Origin of the sequence: Marinomonas foliarum, assembly GCF_003337275.1 — a bacterium.
Lineage (GTDB): Bacteria > Pseudomonadota > Gammaproteobacteria > Pseudomonadales > Marinomonadaceae > Marinomonas > Marinomonas foliarum.
The window spans coordinates 1-17658 of record NZ_QPJQ01000033.1 but is presented as its reverse complement, the minus strand read 5'-3'; the positions used below and the strand labels follow the sequence as shown (position 1 = coordinate 17658).

At 45.1% G+C, this 17658-nt stretch carries 22 protein-coding genes; 12 read left to right on the top strand and 10 right to left on the bottom strand.

Translation table 11 applies throughout. The features are described from left to right. The first annotated feature begins 11 nt into the window (after positions 1-11). Positions 12-662, top strand: coding sequence for an amino acid ABC transporter permease (locus tag DFP77_RS15340; RefSeq protein WP_114413109.1), 651 nt, complete (start codon positions 12-14; stop codon positions 660-662). After that, the gene (locus tag DFP77_RS15335) at positions 649-1377 is read left to right on the top strand and encodes an amino acid ABC transporter ATP-binding protein (protein WP_114413108.1); all 729 of its coding nucleotides are present in this window, start codon (positions 649-651) and stop codon (positions 1375-1377) included. Before DFP77_RS15340 ends, DFP77_RS15335 begins: the two co-directional genes overlap by 14 nt. Before the next feature lie 165 nt (positions 1378-1542). Here DFP77_RS15335 and DFP77_RS15330 read toward each other — a convergent pair whose 3' ends face one another. Continuing rightward, complete coding sequence (locus DFP77_RS15330) at positions 1543-2757, bottom strand: MFS transporter (RefSeq protein WP_255827685.1); 1215 nt, start codon at positions 2755-2757, stop codon at positions 1543-1545. 163 nt (positions 2758-2920) lie between these two features. Here DFP77_RS15330 and DFP77_RS15325 point away from each other — a divergent pair, with 163 nt between their 5' ends. Further along, a complete protein-coding gene (locus DFP77_RS15325; RefSeq protein ID WP_114413107.1) occupies positions 2921-3541 on the top strand; it encodes a TetR/AcrR family transcriptional regulator in 621 nt (206 codons plus the stop codon). Positions 3542-3737: 196 nt separating this feature from the next. Here the strand turns inward: DFP77_RS15325 and DFP77_RS15320 are convergent, their stop codons facing one another. Continuing rightward, positions 3738-4460 carry an HPP family protein gene (locus DFP77_RS15320; protein ID WP_114413106.1) on the bottom strand — a complete coding sequence of 241 codons (723 nt, stop codon included), beginning with the start codon at positions 4458-4460 and terminating at the stop codon, positions 3738-3740. 160 nt (positions 4461-4620) lie between these two features. Between DFP77_RS15320 and DFP77_RS15315 the strand changes: the two genes are divergently transcribed. Then, positions 4621-5472: a LysR family transcriptional regulator gene (locus DFP77_RS15315; RefSeq protein WP_181858573.1), complete on the top strand. Its 852-nt coding sequence runs from the start codon at positions 4621-4623 to the stop codon at positions 5470-5472. On the opposite strand, the gene DFP77_RS15310 is transcribed toward DFP77_RS15315, so the two are convergent. Both DFP77_RS15310 and DFP77_RS15305 read right to left on the bottom strand, forming a co-directional pair. Continuing rightward, the gene (locus DFP77_RS15310) at positions 5455-6030 is read right to left on the bottom strand and encodes a hypothetical protein (protein WP_114413104.1); all 576 of its coding nucleotides are present in this window, start codon (positions 6028-6030) and stop codon (positions 5455-5457) included. The two genes, DFP77_RS15315 and DFP77_RS15310, sit on opposite strands and share 18 nt — an antisense overlap. Positions 6031-6043: 13 nt before the next feature. Further along, a complete protein-coding gene (locus DFP77_RS15305) occupies positions 6044-6397 on the bottom strand; it encodes a DUF805 domain-containing protein (protein ID WP_114413103.1) in 354 nt (117 codons plus the stop codon). Between the two features lie 149 nt (positions 6398-6546). On the opposite strand from DFP77_RS15305, the gene DFP77_RS15300 reads away from it, so the two are divergent. Beyond that, on the top strand, positions 6547-7599 hold the full coding sequence (locus DFP77_RS15300; protein ID WP_114413102.1) for a helix-turn-helix domain-containing protein: 1053 nt from the start codon (positions 6547-6549) through the stop codon (positions 7597-7599). Here DFP77_RS15300 and DFP77_RS15295 read toward each other — a convergent pair. Then, complete coding sequence (locus tag DFP77_RS15295) at positions 7596-8612, bottom strand: alpha/beta hydrolase family protein (protein ID WP_114413101.1); 1017 nt, start codon at positions 8610-8612, stop codon at positions 7596-7598. The two genes, DFP77_RS15300 and DFP77_RS15295, sit on opposite strands and share 4 nt — an antisense overlap. A 199-nt stretch (positions 8613-8811) precedes the next feature. On the opposite strand from DFP77_RS15295, the gene DFP77_RS15290 reads away from it, so the two are divergent. Beyond that, complete coding sequence (locus DFP77_RS15290; protein ID WP_114413100.1) at positions 8812-9405, top strand: helix-turn-helix transcriptional regulator; 594 nt, start codon at positions 8812-8814, stop codon at positions 9403-9405. Positions 9406-9447: 42 nt separating this feature from the next. Here DFP77_RS15290 and DFP77_RS15285 read toward each other — a convergent pair whose 3' ends face one another. The 3 genes from DFP77_RS15285 to DFP77_RS15275 form a co-directional block, all read right to left on the bottom strand. Continuing rightward, positions 9448-9756: a 4a-hydroxytetrahydrobiopterin dehydratase gene (locus tag DFP77_RS15285; protein WP_114413099.1), complete on the bottom strand. Its 309-nt coding sequence runs from the start codon at positions 9754-9756 to the stop codon at positions 9448-9450. A 146-nt stretch (positions 9757-9902) separates the two neighbouring features. Next, entirely contained in the window at positions 9903-10325 is a 423-nt protein-coding gene (locus tag DFP77_RS15280) for an organic hydroperoxide resistance protein (protein ID WP_110574701.1), read from the bottom strand. Positions 10326-10463: 138 nt separating this feature from the next. Then, positions 10464-10916 (bottom strand): MarR family winged helix-turn-helix transcriptional regulator, encoded by a 453-nt coding sequence (locus tag DFP77_RS15275; RefSeq protein WP_110574699.1) that lies wholly within the window; start codon positions 10914-10916, stop codon positions 10464-10466. Positions 10917-11041: 125 nt separating this feature from the next. On the opposite strand from DFP77_RS15275, the gene DFP77_RS15270 reads away from it, so the two are divergent. Both DFP77_RS15270 and DFP77_RS15265 read left to right on the top strand, forming a co-directional pair. Beyond that, positions 11042-11977 carry a DMT family transporter gene (locus tag DFP77_RS15270; protein ID WP_258861186.1) on the top strand — a complete coding sequence of 312 codons (936 nt, stop codon included), beginning with the start codon at positions 11042-11044 and terminating at the stop codon, positions 11975-11977. Between the two features lie 11 nt (positions 11978-11988). Next, a complete protein-coding gene (locus tag DFP77_RS15265) occupies positions 11989-12267 on the top strand; it encodes a putative quinol monooxygenase (RefSeq protein ID WP_114413097.1) in 279 nt (92 codons plus the stop codon). Positions 12268-12281: 14 nt separating this feature from the next. Here the strand turns inward: DFP77_RS15265 and DFP77_RS15260 are convergent, their stop codons facing one another. Continuing rightward, positions 12282-13121: a LysR family transcriptional regulator gene (locus DFP77_RS15260; protein ID WP_114413096.1), complete on the bottom strand. Its 840-nt coding sequence runs from the start codon at positions 13119-13121 to the stop codon at positions 12282-12284. A gap of 138 nt (positions 13122-13259) precedes the next feature. On the opposite strand from DFP77_RS15260, the gene DFP77_RS15255 reads away from it, so the two are divergent. Then, on the top strand, positions 13260-13871 hold the full coding sequence (locus DFP77_RS15255; RefSeq protein WP_114413095.1) for a glutathione S-transferase family protein: 612 nt from the start codon (positions 13260-13262) through the stop codon (positions 13869-13871). Between the two features lie 9 nt (positions 13872-13880). Here DFP77_RS15255 and DFP77_RS15250 read toward each other — a convergent pair whose 3' ends face one another. Next, complete coding sequence (locus DFP77_RS15250; protein WP_114413094.1) at positions 13881-14348, bottom strand: OsmC family protein; 468 nt, start codon at positions 14346-14348, stop codon at positions 13881-13883. Between the two features lie 239 nt (positions 14349-14587). Here DFP77_RS15250 and DFP77_RS15245 point away from each other — a divergent pair, with 239 nt between their 5' ends. Genes DFP77_RS15245 through DFP77_RS15235 form a run of 3 tightly spaced genes read left to right on the top strand, consistent with a single transcriptional unit; the run spans position 14588 to position 17502 of the window. Further along, positions 14588-15439 carry an ABC transporter ATP-binding protein gene (locus DFP77_RS15245; protein WP_114413093.1) on the top strand — a complete coding sequence of 284 codons (852 nt, stop codon included), beginning with the start codon at positions 14588-14590 and terminating at the stop codon, positions 15437-15439. Between the two features lie 24 nt (positions 15440-15463). Beyond that, complete coding sequence (locus tag DFP77_RS15240; protein WP_114413092.1) at positions 15464-16447, top strand: ABC transporter substrate-binding protein; 984 nt, start codon at positions 15464-15466, stop codon at positions 16445-16447. A gap of 26 nt (positions 16448-16473) precedes the next feature. Then, positions 16474-17502: a FecCD family ABC transporter permease gene (locus DFP77_RS15235; protein WP_309477165.1), complete on the top strand. Its 1029-nt coding sequence runs from the start codon at positions 16474-16476 to the stop codon at positions 17500-17502. The last annotated feature ends 156 nt before the right edge of the window (positions 17503-17658 follow it).

The window sequence follows — 17658 nt, the reverse complement described above, 5'->3', positions numbered from 1 at the left end:
AGGAATACTCAATGATCGAATTTTCTAACTACGACATTCTGCGCAATCTAATGTTTGCGACACAATGGACGATTTTATTGTCACTCGCAGCTTTTATCGGCGGCACTACGGTCGCACTGACATTAACCGCCATGCGTTTAACCCGTAATCCTACAATGCAACGCATCGTAAAAATCTACGTGGAACTGTTTCAAGGCACACCATTGCTGATGCAGATGTTCTTATGCTTCTTTGGCTTATCCATGCTGGGTTATGAAATATCCGCGTGGGGTGCAGCGATTTTGTCACTGACGTTTTTTACCAGCGCCTTCTTGGTTGAAATTTGGCGTGGCTGTATCGATACCTTGCCGAAAGGACAATGGGAAGCCAGCCGATGCATAGGCTTGAGCTTCTTACAAACCTTACGCTTTATTATCTTGCCACAAGCGATTCGCGTGGCGACGGCACCAACGGTCGGCTTTTCAGTACAGGTGATTAAAGGTACAGCGCTGGCATCAGTAATTGGTTTTGTCGAACTGACTAAAGTTGGCACCATGTTAAATAACGCTACCTTTGAACCGTTTAAAGTCTTTACTCTCGTTGCACTTATCTACTTCATTCTTTGTTATCCACTGTCCCTGTACAGCAAGCATCTGGAGAAAAAATTCAATGTCTCTCGTTAACTTACATCAAGTACATAAATTCTATGGCGATCATCATGTGCTAAAAGGCATTGATCTCGACATCAAAGCGGGCGAAGTGGTTTCCATCATTGGTAAAAGTGGCTCTGGTAAAAGTACGCTACTACGCTGCATTAATGGTTTGGAGCATTACCAAGAAGGCGGCATCACGGTGGACGGTAAAGAAGTCACCACCGAAGACATTCAGGTTCGTCGCCTTGCCCTTAGCGTCGGTATGATATTCCAGAACTTTAACCTTTTCCCACATATGACAGTGGGCGAAAACGTCATGCTTGCGCCGACGATTGTGTTGAAGAAAAGCAAAGCCGAGGCAGAAACGACGGCTCGCGCCATGCTGGAAAAAGTGGGACTTGCAGAAAAATTCGACAGCTTCCCAGAAAAGTTATCTGGCGGTCAGCAACAACGTGTTGCCATCGCACGCGCCTTAGCCATGTCACCCAAGGTGTTGCTGTGTGACGAAATCACCTCTGCTCTTGACCCAGAATTGGTCGGCGAAGTATTAAAAGTATTAGAGCAACTAGCAAAAGAAGGCATCACCTTGGTTCTAGTGACCCATGAAATGAACTTCGCCCGCGACGTCGGCAGCCGAGTCGTCTTCATGCACCAAGGCAAAGTCTGGGAACAAGGCGATCCAAAAACCATCTTGTCCAACCCGCAGACGGATGAATTGAAACAATTTATGGGGGCCGTGCTTTAACTGTCGCAGAAGCCAAGTAAAACCACACGCCAGAGTTAGCGTGTGGTTTTCAAAACGAAGTAATACAAACCTTCGGATGCTACAAAAAGCTAGCGGAAATAATGATACTTAGTCAAACGTCCTTAGATTGTTAGGCCTACTTAATCAGACATTTTTCAATCAATGTTAAACGGCCGACCTTCCACCAATACGCGCCCCAGATTTAAAGGCATGCGAATGATATGACCAAGCTATTAAAAATGCGATTGAAAGTAAGGCCAACAGAGACCAAGGGAAAGAGCTAACACCTACTGAATCAAGCAGTATCCCGCCAAGGATACCTCCGCAGGCAATAGCTGAATTCCATGCAACAACATTCATAGAAAGCGCCACATCAGCACCATTACCTGCAGCATCGGCCAATGCGGTTTGCAATAAGGTGGATGCGCCTCCAAAAGTGATGCCCCATACTGCGACACCGATATAGATAATTTCTGGAGATTGAGCACCAAATCCAAATATCAAAGCAATTAAAGCGAATGCTAAAAGACTTGTTAGAACGGTAGTACGTAAATAGCGGTCCACCAGCATGCCTGCAAACCAAATACCGACAAGGGCCGCAAGACCAAAGGTAAGTAGAACCAAGTCTATTCGTTCTCCAAGCCCTGCTTGCTCAACAAACGGGGCAATATAGGTATAGAGAATATTGTGGGCTAACATCCATGTCATAACCACGCAGAGTACTGGTCGTACTCCGGGACTCATGAAGACTTTCTTCAACGGTAAGCGCTCGTGAGCGGACTGCCCAGGATAGTCAGGAACCTTCGCTATCACCCAGACGATCAAGACAAGTGCCAAACCTGACATAACGCCAAATGCAGTTTGCCAACCGATAGTAGCGCCCATAAATGTGCCAAGAGGTACACCCAAAGACAAAGCAAGAGGGATACCGACCATGGCGACAGCCATTGCACGGCCTTGCTGATGGGGCTGGACCATACGGCGCGCATAACCAGCTAATAGACTCCAAGCAAGTCCAGCTGCAACACCCGCGAAGAAACGAGCAACCAATGTTAGAACATAGTTGCTTGATAAAGCGGTAACCGAGTTGAAAACGAAGAAACCGAAGATGGTCAGCAGCAGAACGTTACGCCGCTTCCAGCCACGTGTCGCAATTGTCAATGGAATGGCCGCAAGCAACGACCCCAACGCATATGCAGTTACCATTTGACCTGCCATAGCTTGGCTTATTTCCAAACCTGCACTGATCTGAGACAGCAGCCCCGCAGGCAATGTTTCAGTGACGATACAAATGAATCCGGTCATCGCCAATGCAAGCAGTGCCGACATAGGTAAGCGATCTGGATCTCCCGCATTTGCTTTATTGAGAGAATTATTCACAAAAAAACTGTCCTTTAAAAATTTGGTGGGTTACACGTTGGCACTTATGTGTCTCCGTGACGACTTATAGATCGATCGATACAAATATATGACAAAGCACCTAACATTGTCAATAACTTATGTATCAAGTAGTATATAAGTCATAAAAGAAATGGAGAAAGAAATGGCAAAAATGGGCAGACCTAGAACATTTGATCGCCAGAAAGCAGTTGTGCAAGCTATGCATCTTTTCTGGGAACATGGCTACGAAATGACTTCTCTAAGCCAACTAAAGGCTAATATTGGTGGAGGGATTTCTACACCCAGCTTTTACGCAGCATTCGGCTCTAAAGAGGAATTGTTCAATGAAGCTGTACAATGTTATTTAGAAACTTATGCATGCGTAACAGACTCCCTATGGGACGACGAGATTCCACCCAAAGACGCTGTTGAGCTTGCACTCCGTCGCTCGACAAAAATGCAATGTGAATCAGGGCATCCCAAGGGATGTATGGTGTCTTTGGGGACAATGAGCGCACCCACGCCAGAGCTTACTCACGTTGTTGAACCACTTACGGCCTCGCGTTCACGAACGTTTCAAGGCTTTGTGCGATGCGTAGAACACGCAATCGCTATGGGAGAGCTGTCCAAAAAAGCGAACGCTAGGTCTATGGGAATCGCCTTCAATAGTTTCCTGCTAGGTGTATCGATACTAGCTAGAGATGGAGTGGATGCCTCGGATCTCGACGCTTCCATTACAGAATTAATGAAACTATGGGATATCGAAGTGTGTCAGCCCAAATAGAATGTATCATTCGATAAAGAGCGCTTACTAGGCTAGCAGGTGCCGAAGAAGGTAAAGTAAGGTCTTATCAATACAGTTGGCTGTAACGAAATAATCTCAAAAAACCATGTTTTTTAAAAAGGAGAATTGAAAAAACATGTTAGCCCTTTTGCATTAGATATCAATCTCGAAATGGATCAATAAGAGCCATAGCGCCCTATCTCGGCAATTTCGCTACACGTCTTTTATGGCGCTCTTTCGCGTGCTCTCTTGCGGCGTTGTAGATATGCATAAGCTCCTCTGCACTCACGTCGATAAAAATGTCTTCCTGCTCTAGCACGTGATAAAGGTCTTCCATTTCAATCAGGTGCTGTTCATGGGCTTCTTGATGGAGCGAAACATTTAAAGAAGCGGGATAACGCCGCCAATGAAAGCCATTGTTGATGATGAAAGCGAACACCAGCATCGCTAATAGATTAATCAATAGCGGATACAGTAAAAATTCAAATCCCATCGCATGTATGCTGCTGCCACCGATAACACACGATAGTGCGGTCGACCCGCCAGGTGGATGCAAGCAACGAAGATAATGCATGCCGATAATCGATACGCCCACAGCGGCCGCTCCAGTCACAAAAGACGCTCCGAACGCCTGATAAAAGCCAATACCAATCAGCGCTGATATTAGATGACCAGTAACAAAGGGCCACGGCTGAGACAAAGCACCATGGGGAATGGCAAACAATAAAACTGCACTGGCCCCAATAGAAGCGACCACCAATAATGAATCCGGCAGAGATAAAAACAGGCTCGATAAATAGTAAACACTAACTAATGCGAGACAAGCCGTCATACCTGATAAAAAGCGTTCAAAGTGAGAAGTTTTATTGGTTTCAATACCAATGAATTGAGCAGTATTACGACAAAATGAGAGGAACATTTATTTAATAAGGCCTTACAAAAATAAATAACGATTTCAAACAACTAAGGCGATCTATAGTGTTTTCCTAGTAACGGCGCCATTTTAGTGATTAAAATAGCCTCATGTATAACGAATTTAAATGAGGCTTAAGTGCAATATAATTGCATTTAAAATAAAGATGGATATTGAACAAGCCAGAACCTTTCTCGAAATTATTCACGCGGGCACTTTTGCCAAGGCTGCAGAGCGTCTATACGTGACTCAAACGACAGTAACTGCGCGGGTTCAGGCTCTAGAGTCATCCTTAGATTGCCGTTTATTTGTACGAAATAGAGCCGGCGCTAAGCTGACCAAAAGTGGTGAAGCCTTCGTGTCCCCGGCGAAAAATATGCTGGAATCTTGGGAGCAGGCAAAGCAGCTTTGCGGCATTTCAGATTATCAGGCTCAGCAGACTTTGAGGATTGGTGGCGAAATTAGCCTGTGGAACCCGATTCTCATCGACTGGCTACTGGCAATGAGTGACGACATGCCTCATTTAGTCATCAACAGCCAAGTGACGACAACTGACAGTTTGTATCAATCCCTTCAGAAACAAGAAGTAGATGCCATTATTGTTCATAGTCCACGCTATTTACCCGGTTTAATCGTCGAACAGATCATTGAGGAAAAGCTCATTCACGTCGTCTCCAAACAGCGAAAAACGCCAGATTTATTCATTGAATGGGGAGAAGAATTCACCCTGCAGTTTGATCGTTGTGTCCCTTTTAACCGCCGAGCAGCGATGCAATTTTCGCTTGGCCCTATGGCGCTCAAATACATGTTAGCGAAAGGCGGAAACGGCTATTTCCGCACACGAGTAGTTGATCGCTATTTACAAGATGGACGCTTGCGTAAGGTAAAAGGCGCGGCTGAATTTACTTATCCTATTTACCTTGTATCTCACAAAAACAATACGTTGCCTGACGGCTTCGAACAGGCAAAAAAGATATTGTTAGACAGTATGAAAAACGTCTCAAGTTGGGCGATTTAACGCATTACTATTAAGACTACAATTCACATCGTGGTGATCCAAACCAAATACGGATGACCAAGACCATTCGCCGGGGTTAAGAACAAAGCCATAACTGAGCGTTAAACCAGATTCGATTTTGATGTCGCCAAGTCCGGTATCATTTTGATCGGTAATAACATAATGTTCGCTGACCACTTCATCCCCTCTCCCCAGTTTTTCTGCGACCTTATCGGAGTAGATAAGCAATCGAATAGGTTCTGCAGACTGAATCCCAATGCTGTCGCCACTGAAATCTCCGGCGGCGAGTCGAATTGGAGCAGAAACACAGGTTGATTGATCTTCTTGTCGATTGTCTTTTTTGGCAATCAACACACCTTTTCCTGCGATACCTCGCAGCTGCAATAAAGTCCCAACTTTCGGCGACTCTATGTAGACCACGGCTTTTACGTCATCTGAAAATGCTAAGTTACTTTCATTCGTGGTTTTTGCTTCACTGCTGCAAGCAGAAACCGACAAAAGCAGTAAAATTGAGCATAACATGGTGGATAAGTGGGGTAAGTTATTAACATCTTTCATGTTTGGCTCCTGTTTATAGCATGGCGTTATTTTGTGGATAATGTCCAAAGTCGCTGTCAGGTTCACTTGGTAAGGCCAATAACATCAGCAAAACAAGCATGCCTATCGCGGGCACCAAAACCACCAGCAACCACCAAGCGGAACGGTTGGTGTCATGCAATCTACGTACAGTCAAAGACAGCATGGGTAAAAAAACCAACAAGCTATAAAGCGCCTCTATTTTCCATGTCGATTGAAAGACTATTTCCAACACAACAAACACAACCGAGATCAAACAGTTCACCAAGAAGAACATCCAAAATGCTTTTAGCGATGCTCGTCCAGAAAATTGCGCATAACGCTTCCACGCATCAAAATACCAGTCCATACTTTTCTCCTTTGATTAACCCAAAGAGTTATTGAAGGCTTAACAGTACGTTGCGAAAGAAAGATTCGCGTCCTAAATCAGGTTTAAGGACGTTCTTGATAAGGATCTAGGACATAATAAAGATCTGAGTGATAAAAGATGGAGCCAAAATGATCGCTATTCCCTTACCTTTTGTGGTTGCCTTGCTATTAGCTATCTTGGCTGGCGTCTTGTTTTTTCGTCGCGAAGAAACCACACAATCCGCGTTTGTTTTTATTGCTTTGTGTGCGCTAACAACGACCGTCGTTGGTCTGCGTTGGACCTTTGATTATTCTTTATTCCGTCTGATCCAACCTATCCTGGCCTCTTGTATTCCCGTTACCGCTTGGTACTGTTTTTCAAGCGCTCATAAGCGCCATCAGTTTAAAGTTTGGCATTTTTTACCACCTATTTTTGTTACCTTGGCGTCTTTCAGTTATCCATTTTGGCGACCACCTTTGGACCCAATGTTAACGCTGCTTTATGTGAGCTATGGCATTGCATTAATTCGAGCCTCGTTTAAAACATCAAACCTTCCAGAGCAAGTGCGTTTATCCGACATCGATAACGCCTTAAAAGCCGAACGCATCGCCGGTAGTATTCTCTTAATGTCTGCCATGATTGATGGTGCTTTAGCCGTCGACTTTTCTTTTTTTGCTGGCGAGCATGCACTGATTATTCTCGCTATTGGTCATGCGATATTACTGCCAATGCTGTCAGTTGCCGTCATTATGATGAGTCTAAGTATGGCACCCAGCGTTAATGAAGAAGCGTCCGATCAAAATGAAAAAACAACATCCGTAGAAGAATCAAAAGACAAGTCTCAGCATCCGTTAACTGACGATGAGGTGAAAGACATCATTCATAAAATAGACGTTTTGCTGAGTACCAAAGAAGTATTTCTCGACCCAGATCTAACACTCGACAGACTCGCCAGAAAAGCCTGTATTCCAGCGCGTCAGATCTCCGCTGCCATTAACCAAGTTTACGGCCGCAACATTTCTCAAGTCGTGAACGAATATCGTATTGAACGAGCAAAAACGCTTTTACTTTCAACTGATAAAGCCATCACCCAAATTTATTTGGACTCTGGCTTTCAGACGAAATCTAACTTCCATCGAGAGTTTTCTCGGGTGACGCAACAAACACCGAGCGCCTTTCGGCGTGCTAACATGAAGAGTTAAGAAGCGTGGATAAATCGAATGATGTCTTGGTAGATCACCTGATGAAGTTCATCTCGTGACCTGTCATTACCGTCTTGGCAAACAATGCCATCACCCGGCTCTTCCTCTTCTATCAAATCAATGGCACCGGGCTTACAAAGCTGCATAAAGCTAAAGTGCGCGGCGTCTGGGTAGACAATGTATTGACGCTTATTTTTGGGGATATATTGGGCAAGAAAGCCAGACTCTTCCGCTTGAGGTAAATCGCCAATATCGACATCCGCCGCGAGGATTAGAGTCGGAGTGGTTAAACTCTGTAAGCTCTGGCGGGAAAAGCTACGCGCCAAACCCAAGTCTAACGACACAACACGCTTAATTCGTTTGTCTTTTAAACTACCCGTTGGTTCGCCCACTTGCGGTTTATCCAAGCCCAATTCAGTCGCTAAACCACACACACGAGGACTCGCTTTCAGGCTGCATTCTTGCTTCAACTGATCACGATCAAATTGCGCGCCCGCTAGCAACATCACCGTCCAGCCACCCAATGAGTGACCGATTGCGGTAACGTTATTAGCATCGATATTTGGCAATAGATAAGACTCGTTTAACAACCAATCCAACAAACGCGATAAATCACCTGCGCGCTGCCACCACTGAGCTGCCGCTTGTGCAGAATGATCAAACGACGTGGTTCCAGGATGATCAAGTGACGCCACAACATAACCATCTTGTGCCAATTTCGTTGCAAGCCAATTCTGATTACGCCAATTGCCACGATAACCATGAGATATCACTACCAGCGGAAACTTACCCGCCAAAGGCGTTCCCACTCGTACCACATTGCTTCCAAAAAACGCCGCGTTTTCCGCAATTCTTTCAGTGGGAAAGGTCGTCTGTGATGGATACCAAACACTGGCTTTTAACGGCCTATCGCTGTCTGTATATAACTGAACCTGATCAAAACCCACCGAATACGCAGAAGCATTCGCCGCCCAACTGATGACCAATAAAACAAAACACGCAAATCGTTTCATGGAGATATTTCCTTTCAAAGTGCTTTTAAAAGAAGTCACAATGAAAGGAAAATGCGAGTAAAGCGTCCTAAAACAGGATGGAGGACGTTATAAACTTTCTCTTCATTCATTATTGTTACTTATCTGTCATATTAGCTCTGTACTCTCACTTTATTAACAGTATCAACTATGCTTTATCTAAAGACTGCGGAGACAAAAAATGAAGATGAAAGGACAATTAGACAGCGCTCAACCAATGAAGAAGCACAAAGCTAAATCAAAGAAAAATGAGCTAAAAAAGAAGAAACAAGAAAAGTTAGAAGCCAAAAAGCAGGAAAAAGCAAAAAAAGAAGTAAAAGCCAAAACACCGGTAGAAGTGATAGAAAAACCAGCCAAGGTTGCACAAGAGCCTGTAGTAGAGGTAAAGAAGACTGCGCCTATTGCTAACACTATTAATCTAGCAGTACCAAATGCGTCGACTAGCAACTCTCTTCGCCAACGCGCATCGAAAAGTTTAGAGCCGATGACAAGTGAAGAGCAGCTAATTGCGATCAATCAAATAATTAAACGTCTACTAATGAATGAAATAACACAAGGTATGGCGTTGCGGGAGCTACGTGTTGGTGTCTTAGGCTTACGGCAAGATGCATACACAGAGCTTGCAGGTGTGTCACGTAAAACTCTGTCCGAGATCGAAAACGACAAGGGCAATTACACCTCTGAGATCATCAATAAAGTATTCAAGCCTTTCGAAATTAAAGTGGGTCTAGTGCCTACTTCTAGCCAGTTATTAGCAGCCATTATGGCCAATTAATTCCGTTATATGAAAAGCCTATGCGTTACCGCGAAATATCGGTTACAAAGACAATGCAAAGGCTTCCATTTTTTTCGCTAAATCAAAGTCTTTATTAGAGATGCCAGATACATCGTGAGACGTCAGTTGAATGCTAACTTTGTTGTAAACATTAAACCATTCGGGATGATGATCTTTCTTTTCTGCGTATATCGCACACATGGTCATAAAACCGAAAGCATGCTGAAAGTCTTTGAATTTAAAGGTTTTACTGAGTTTTTCGTCTTCTATTGCCCAGTCTTCTGACGATTCTGTATTTAGCTGGTTAAGGGCTTGCTCTATCTCATGCTGTTCGAGCTTTCGATGTGTCATGCTGTTTCACCTCTATTTAAATCAGAAAATGTGTCGTATCAACACCAGTGTAGTCGGTTAAGACTATGATTAAAACGCAACAAAAAATCCCTTCTGCAAATTCATGCAAAAGGGACTCTCAGACTAACGCTTCAATTTGAAAGCGTTTATTTGATGGTGAAGTTCACATCAATGTTACCGCGTGTCGCATTGGAATATGGGCAAACCTTGTGAGCGGCTTCAACCAATTGCTCAACAACGTCTTTTTCTACGCCAGGCACATCTACTTCTAAATCTGCACAGATAGTGAAGCCTTCGCCTTTCGTGTTTTCACCGATACCAATGGTAGCCGTTATGCTGACATCATTTGGAAGTTTCACTTTTTGCTTGGATGCCACCAACTTAAATGCACCGATAAAACAAGCAGAGTAACCTGCGGCAAATAGCTGCTCTGGGTTAGTCCCTTCACCACCAGCGCCACCAAGTTCTTTTGGCGTGCTTAGAGCGAGGTCCAGTTTATTATCAGATGAAACAGAGCGACCGTCGCGGCCACCAGTGGATGTTGCTGTTGCGCTGTAAATAGGTTTCATAATATTGCTCCTTAATAACACTATTGATGAATATTGCTTACTTAATAATTATCGCGATAACAATAAAGTTAAAAATAAAGGCTCAATAGGATGAGCCGATGAATTTATGTTATTGCAATAACTATTATTGCGCAATACCTATTTCGTAAGTTTTTTCCTAAGGGCAACGAGCTGCTCACGTAAAGCGACCACTTCATTCATATCGATTCCGCATGCTTCAGCAACACAGCGGTTTACTTCTAAACCTTGTTCACGCAGTTTTTTGCCTTTTTCAGTCAAGGCAATACTCAAGCTACGATCATCGTCCACACCACGTAAACGCTGCACTAATCCATCAGCTTCCATACGCTTGATTACGGGTGTAAGTGCACCAGATTTTTGCCCAAGCGCATCGCTGATGTGCTTCAAGCTTACGCCATCTTGCTCCCACAAAATCAACATCACCGTATATTGCGGATAGGTCAGACCGATCGCTGAAAGCGGCTCTTTATAAAACTGCGTCATCGCAAGAGACGTCGAGTACAGGGCAAAACACAACTGGTTGTCGAGTAATAATGGATTTTTAGGAAATAACGAATTGTCAGAAGTCATAAGTTCTCATGGATAGTTGCGCGAACAGTTTTAGCGATAATGGTTAATCATTTTACACATTAACCTTCTCTAACACAGCAAAATGACAATCTTGATTTAAGACTCTGTTATTATCGAGTTTCGTCATGACTCAAAGGAATACCATGCAGCGCTCCAGCACCACCATAGGCACTATCGAATTGGTTCTCGCCATGATTCTCTCTGGCACTATCGGTTATTTTGTTATCAGTTCAGGCCAAGCCTTTTGGAACGTAGTATTTTTCCGCTGCGTCATCGGCGCTCTTGTTCTAGGCGGTTACGCCTACTATGCAGGATTAATTCGTCGAGAATACTTTCAGCGCAGTGTCTTGCTGATGATTATTTTGGGTGGCGTCACCTTGGTAGGAAACTGGATATTTCTATTTGCCTCGTTCAATTACATTCCCTTTTCTATCGCCACAGTGGCTTATCACATGCAACCACTCTTTTTAGTCATAACTGGTGCGTTAATCACCAAAGAAAAGTTATCGGCCAGCTTACTGTTTTGGCTCGCCTTGGCGTTTATCGGGCTGTTTTTAATCGTAGAATTGGATTTGAATGAACTCAATGCCCTCTTCTCGGGTGAAGCAAGCAGCGATGGATCTTATGCATTATTTGGCTTATCACTCGCCTTAGGTGCGGCGTTACTTTATACCGTGACTACTTTGGTGACGAAAAAAGTCAGCCAAGTACCTTCGACATTTGTGGCCTTGGTACAGGTGGTCGTTGGTATCTTTATGCTTTTGCCCTTTGCGGACTTCAACAATTTACCGACGCAAACCAGTCATTGGATGGATCTATTGATACTCGGTGCCGTGCTAACCGGATTTATGTACATCATCATGTACGACAGCTTTCAAAAGCTACCCACCAGTCTAATTGCCTTGCTATCGTTTATTTATCCGATCACCGCTCTATTTGTCGACCATTTGGCTTTTTCGACCCATATCAGCCTAACGCAAATACTCGGAGTGATATTGATATTACTCGCCGTCAGCGCAGTGAAATTTAATTGGGCATTTTCTCTCACAAAGAACCGATAGGACGAACGACCATGCCAAACGTTACCCTAAGCGGTCATATTGAAGTGCCATCAGAAGATCTAAATGCGGTATTGGCAGAGCTACCCAACCACATCACCCTGACGCAGCAAGAAGCGGGTTGCAACGCCTTCACTGTGGTGCGAGATTCAAACAACCCACAACACTTTGATGTGTACGAAGAATTCACCGACAAAGCGGCATTTGAAAAACATCAAGCCAGAGTGAAGGCGTCACATTGGGGTGAAATAACGAAAAATGTTGAATGGTTTTATACTGTTGCAGAGGCTTGAACTTGTCATTAACTTTACTTCCTCACCCGTTCAATTACTTCTTCTATCCAAGCGATCGTTAACCAATCGGGTGCGGAGGCGGAGCGGGAAAAGGCAATTTGTACCGCTGGCAAGGCTGGCAATAGGTCACTTTCGATGATTTCCAGTGAATCATTCACGCTGATGCTGGCGATGGCGGAGATAGCTTTTTCGGCCATTAGAAGACGTTCAATCAGGGTAAGATTCGCGGTCACACAATACAGCTGATAATCCGTGCCTTTTTTCTGCAAACCATCAACTGCGCTAGAATGGAATTTACAGCTCGATTCATATAAGGCCAGTGATAAAGGATTCAGTGTCGTCCAATCAAAGCCTTTCTTCGCCACCCAAACACCTTTGTCTTGGAACAAGGTCAAACCTTCGTCGCTGTCAGGTGTTCGTGTAACTAGTGCTAAATCCACCTCCCCCTTGTCCATCAGCTCTCTTAGTTCAGCCGATGTCCCCGTACGAATTCGAAAGCGAATACTAGGCTGCATGGTTTCCATGACAGACATGACAATAACGAGTAAATTCGCCACATAATCATTTGGGCAACCGAGATTCAGCAAGACACCCTGCTGTGGGCCTTTGATGGATTGTAATGCGCTCTCTTGCAGCTGCAAGATGCGCCGTGCGTAATGCACCAACTGCTGACCGTCTTCAGTAAGCACTTGCTCCCGACCTTGCTTGCAAAACAGCTCGGTGCCGACTTGCTCTTCTAGCCGCTTCATTTGCATGCTGACGGCCGAGGGAGTACGAAAAGTTTGCATAGCGGCGCGTTGAAAACTGCCATGATCAACAATCGCCACAAGCGTCTTTAATAGTTCCGTGTCCAATGCTGTCCTCTCTTTGTTTTACACACTTTAACTTAAATGCATTCATCAAAATGCGTTAAGCCAGCCTTCAATTTAATTCGCTTTTTTCCGTGCGCTGTTTATCAGATGATCAAAGCATCAACTAAGAAGGAGACACTCATGATTCTGCACGATTTCTTGCCCTCAGGGAACGGTTATAAAATCCGTTTGTTATGCGCGCGCTTAGACATGAAAGTGATCTTAAAACAATATGACATCACCAAGGGCGAAACGCGTACAGAGTCTTTCTTGGCGATGAACCCAAATGGAAAAATTCCAGTCTTGGAATTGGATGACGGGCAATGCTTAAGCGAAAGTAATGCGGTGCTTCTCTATCTTGCGGAACAGTATAATTCCTCGCTATTGCCACCGGATCCGATCCTTAGAGCCAAGGTCTATAAATGGTTATTTTGGGAGCAATACAGCCATGAACCTAATATTGCTTCACCACGATTTTGGCTAACTCATAACGCCATGACGGATCTAAAAAAGCAGATGCTGCCAGACCGGATTAAGCAAGGTCACGCCGCGTTAAAACAAATGGAAGAGGCCTTAGCCGATCACACTTATTTAGTCGGAAACACTATGACTCTTGCCGATATTTGCCTTTTCCCTTATACCCATGTGGCGGAAGAAGGCGGCGCTTATCAATTGTCTGAGTATCCAAATATTCAACGTTGGATTAAAGAGATTGAGGACTTGGATTGGTTCATTCCCATTACCCAAGTTTAACGTCAAAAATCAAATACAAAACGCCTCATCGACTCGAACTTCGGTCAACACCGAGTTAGCGATAAAACAAGCTTCGTGGGATTGGTGATGAAGCGCTTTTAATACATCGGCGCTGGGCCTTTCACCCACAAAGGTGGCCGTTGGACGAAGCACGACTTCGGTCATCATTTGTTTGCCGTTGGGGCCGACGGCCAAGGTGCCCATAGCGCGGTCTGTGTATTGTTCGACTATGAGTTTTTTGCGTGAGGCGAAGTCCAAAAAGAACAACATATGACAGCTGGAAATAGAAGCAACAAAGGCCTCTTCAGGATCGACATTTTCCGCCACAGACATGGGCAAAGGCACAATGTGTGGCGACGACGAAGCAGGAATAACGATACCGCCTTCGAACTGCCATTCATGGGCACGGCTGTATTTTTTGTCTGAAAAAACCTGCGAACCACGCTTCCACTCAACCGTTGCAAAGTATTCAGACATATCGATCCTCATTTCATCTCATGGCATAAATAGGCTAACTTTACCTCGCTACCGTGAGCCAATATAGCCCTCTTGCCGATTCTTTATTGAATTAGCGCATGTGAAGATGAAAATTCGCCAATCAACAGGCCTTGTTGAGCTAACCGTCCTTACGTATAGTCAGCCTTTTAAAGGGCAGATTGTGTCCATATCTTATTTTGTTATATTATAACATTTAAATATTACGGAACCCTATCGCCTTGACCAGCCAAACCAGTAATACTCCAACTAATAAATGCCAACAAGACGATACTTCTTACGCGTTTTTTTCCGCTTGCAAGCCCGCTGGCATACAACTGAACGACGTCGCTTGGTCGCCTTATCGTGACAAAACCTTGCTCAAGCCAATAACCGCCACCATTCATCCAGGCGAGTTTCTGGCGATTGTTGGGCCGAACGGTTCCGGAAAAACCAGCTTATTACGCTGTCTTTATCGTACCAATAAACCAACCAAGGGCACGGTTTTACTTGATAACCAAGATTTATGGTCCTTGTCGCCGCGCCAATGCGCCCAACGCATCGCTACCGTATTACAAGACGCAGGCGGTGAATTTGGTCTAAGCGTTTTTGAAATGGTAGAAATCGGCCTGACACCAAAGTCGCTTGTTTGGGGACGCTCTGACGAAGATTCCGAAATCGTCGATAGCGCACTCGCCTTACTTGATGTGGCACATTTGGCCGATCGCTCTTTTGACTCTTTGTCTGGCGGCGAACGCCAACGAGTGATGATCGCCAGAGCGTTAGCGCAGCGCCCTGATGTACTTATTCTCGATGAGCCAACCAATCATCTCGACATTCGTCACCAGCTTGATGTGTTGGCTTTATTAGCAAAACTGCCCTGCACGCTTATTGTGTCATTGCATGATTTGGCCCTCGCCTCCGCTTACGCTGACCGAGTCTTAGTAATGCAAAATGGTGAAATGCAGGACTGCGCGCCACCCAATGATGTCTTTACCAAGCAACGCATAAAACAAGTATTTGATGTGGACACCATTATTGATGAGCATCCCATCACACAACGACCCAGATTTTCTTTTTTTATTAACGATTAACGGAATGATTAACAGGACAGACCGATGACAACGAACGTCAATACACGCACCAAACGCACGTCACTAATTATTGGCGGAGCATTACTCGGGCTTTTACACACTTGCTTGGCCAATGCTTCTGGCTATCCTGTTACGATACAAAGCTGCGACCGAGAGGTCACGTTTGAGCAAGCGCCTAGAGCGGCGATATCAAACGATGTGAATCTAACTGAGATGATGTTGGCCCTTGGCCTACAGGACCACATGGTCGGCTTTACAGGTGTTTCTGGCTGGAAAACTCTAGACCCAACGCTACGAAATGGCATTGGTGAATTGCCTGAGCTTTCTCCTAAATACCCAAACAAAGAAGTCCTATTAGGCGCCGATGCCGACTTTTATTTTGCTGGCTGGAACTACGGCATGCGTGTCGGTGGCGGCGTCACACCTGATACCTTGGCTCCTCTTGGCATCAAGGTTTACGAGTTAACAGAAAGCTGTATTCACATCATGGACAAACCAAAAGTTTCCATGGATGACCTTTATGTGGATTTACTCAATCTAGGTCGTATTTTTGACAAAGAAGAAAAAGCGCAAGCTTTAGTCAAAGGCTACCAACAAGATTTGGCTAACTTCCAAGCCAACCTCAAGCCATTAAAAACAGCACCGAAAGTCTTCGTTTACGATTCCGGTGAAGAGCAGCCTTTTACTTCGGGTCGATTCGGCATGCCAACCGCTTTGATCGAAGCTGCTGGCGGTAAAAACATTGTTGATGATGTACAGAAAAGCTGGACGCAAATGGGATGGGAGGCTGTTATTGATCGATCTCCAGAGGTAATTGTCATCGTTAACTATGGCGACGTGACTGCAGAACAAAAGATCAACTTCTTGCGCAGTAACCCAGCCTTCGAAAATATTCCAGCCGTGAAAAACAATCATTTCGTGGTATTGGAATACGTCGAGGCAACGCCGGGGCCTCGTAATATTAATGCAATTAAACGCTTAGCTGAGGCTTTTAGAACCGCATCATGAAAGCAGGCCAGAAAAAGCTCACCATCATGGGACGCATCCCCCTGCCAGCGTTGTTAATCATGTTGAGCATCTTACTCTTGCTATTAATGGGCGTGGCAATTGGTGTGGGTTCCGTGTCCATTAGCCAGTCCACTGTGTGGAGCGTGATCGGCCATAAACTGTCAATCACCAACACGCTGCCTAACTGGTCGATGGGGCGCGAGAACATCATCTGGGCAGTTCGCTTACCGCGCACACTGCTTGCCGCCATGGTCGGGGCTGCCTTGGCGATTGTCGGTGCGGCACTGCAATCCGTGACTCGCAATCCTTTGGCCGATCCGCATTTATTGGGTGTGTCTTCTGGGGCGGCGTTAGGCGCGATTATCGCCTTGCTCCACACTGGCATGATTTTAGGTGTGGTTACAGTTCCCGTGTTTGCCTTCATTGGCGCCTTAGGTGCAATGTTTTTGGTCTTAGCTGTCGCGAATTTTTCCTCGGCACACAGTGCGGGTCGTTTGATTCTCGCCGGTGTCGCCGTCGCCTTTGTGCTGACGGCCTTGGGAAATCTGTTCATTTTTATGGGCGATCATCGATCGTCTCATACAGTGATTTTCTGGATGCTTGGCGGATTAGGACTGGCTCAATGGGGACAACTTTGGTTTCCGCTGGTCACGCTTTTACTCGGTTCCGGCTATTTGATTTACAACGCCCGTTATCTAAACGCTATGACTCTTGGCGATGAAAGTGCCAGCACCTTGGGCGTTCCGGTCGAGCGCTTCCGCCTGATAGTGATTGTTGTCTGCGCACTGCTGACTGGCGCTGCGGTAGCTTTTTCTGGCGTCATCGGCTTTGTCGGCTTGATGGTACCGCATATCGTGCGTTTGCTGGTTGGCGGCGATTATCGCAAAGTCCTGCCGTTATCGGCGCTATTCGGTGCTTTGTTCCTAGTCGCGGCAGACATCGCTTCCAGAATCATCATGCCACCCGAAGACATGCCAATCGGCATACTTACAGGCCTTGTCGGCGGCATCGCTTTTGTATTCCTGATGCGACAAAAACGTAACGTCTCGTTGTAAAAAGCCAACAAAAGAAAACTTGCTTTATTAAAACCCAACACTCAATATACTGTATATATGCAAGGGCTATCCATTTAGAGCAACCAGACACTACATCTAGTGTTTATCTGGTTTTAATGCCCTTATAGGTTAGGGGTTTTGTTGTGACTGATTGTT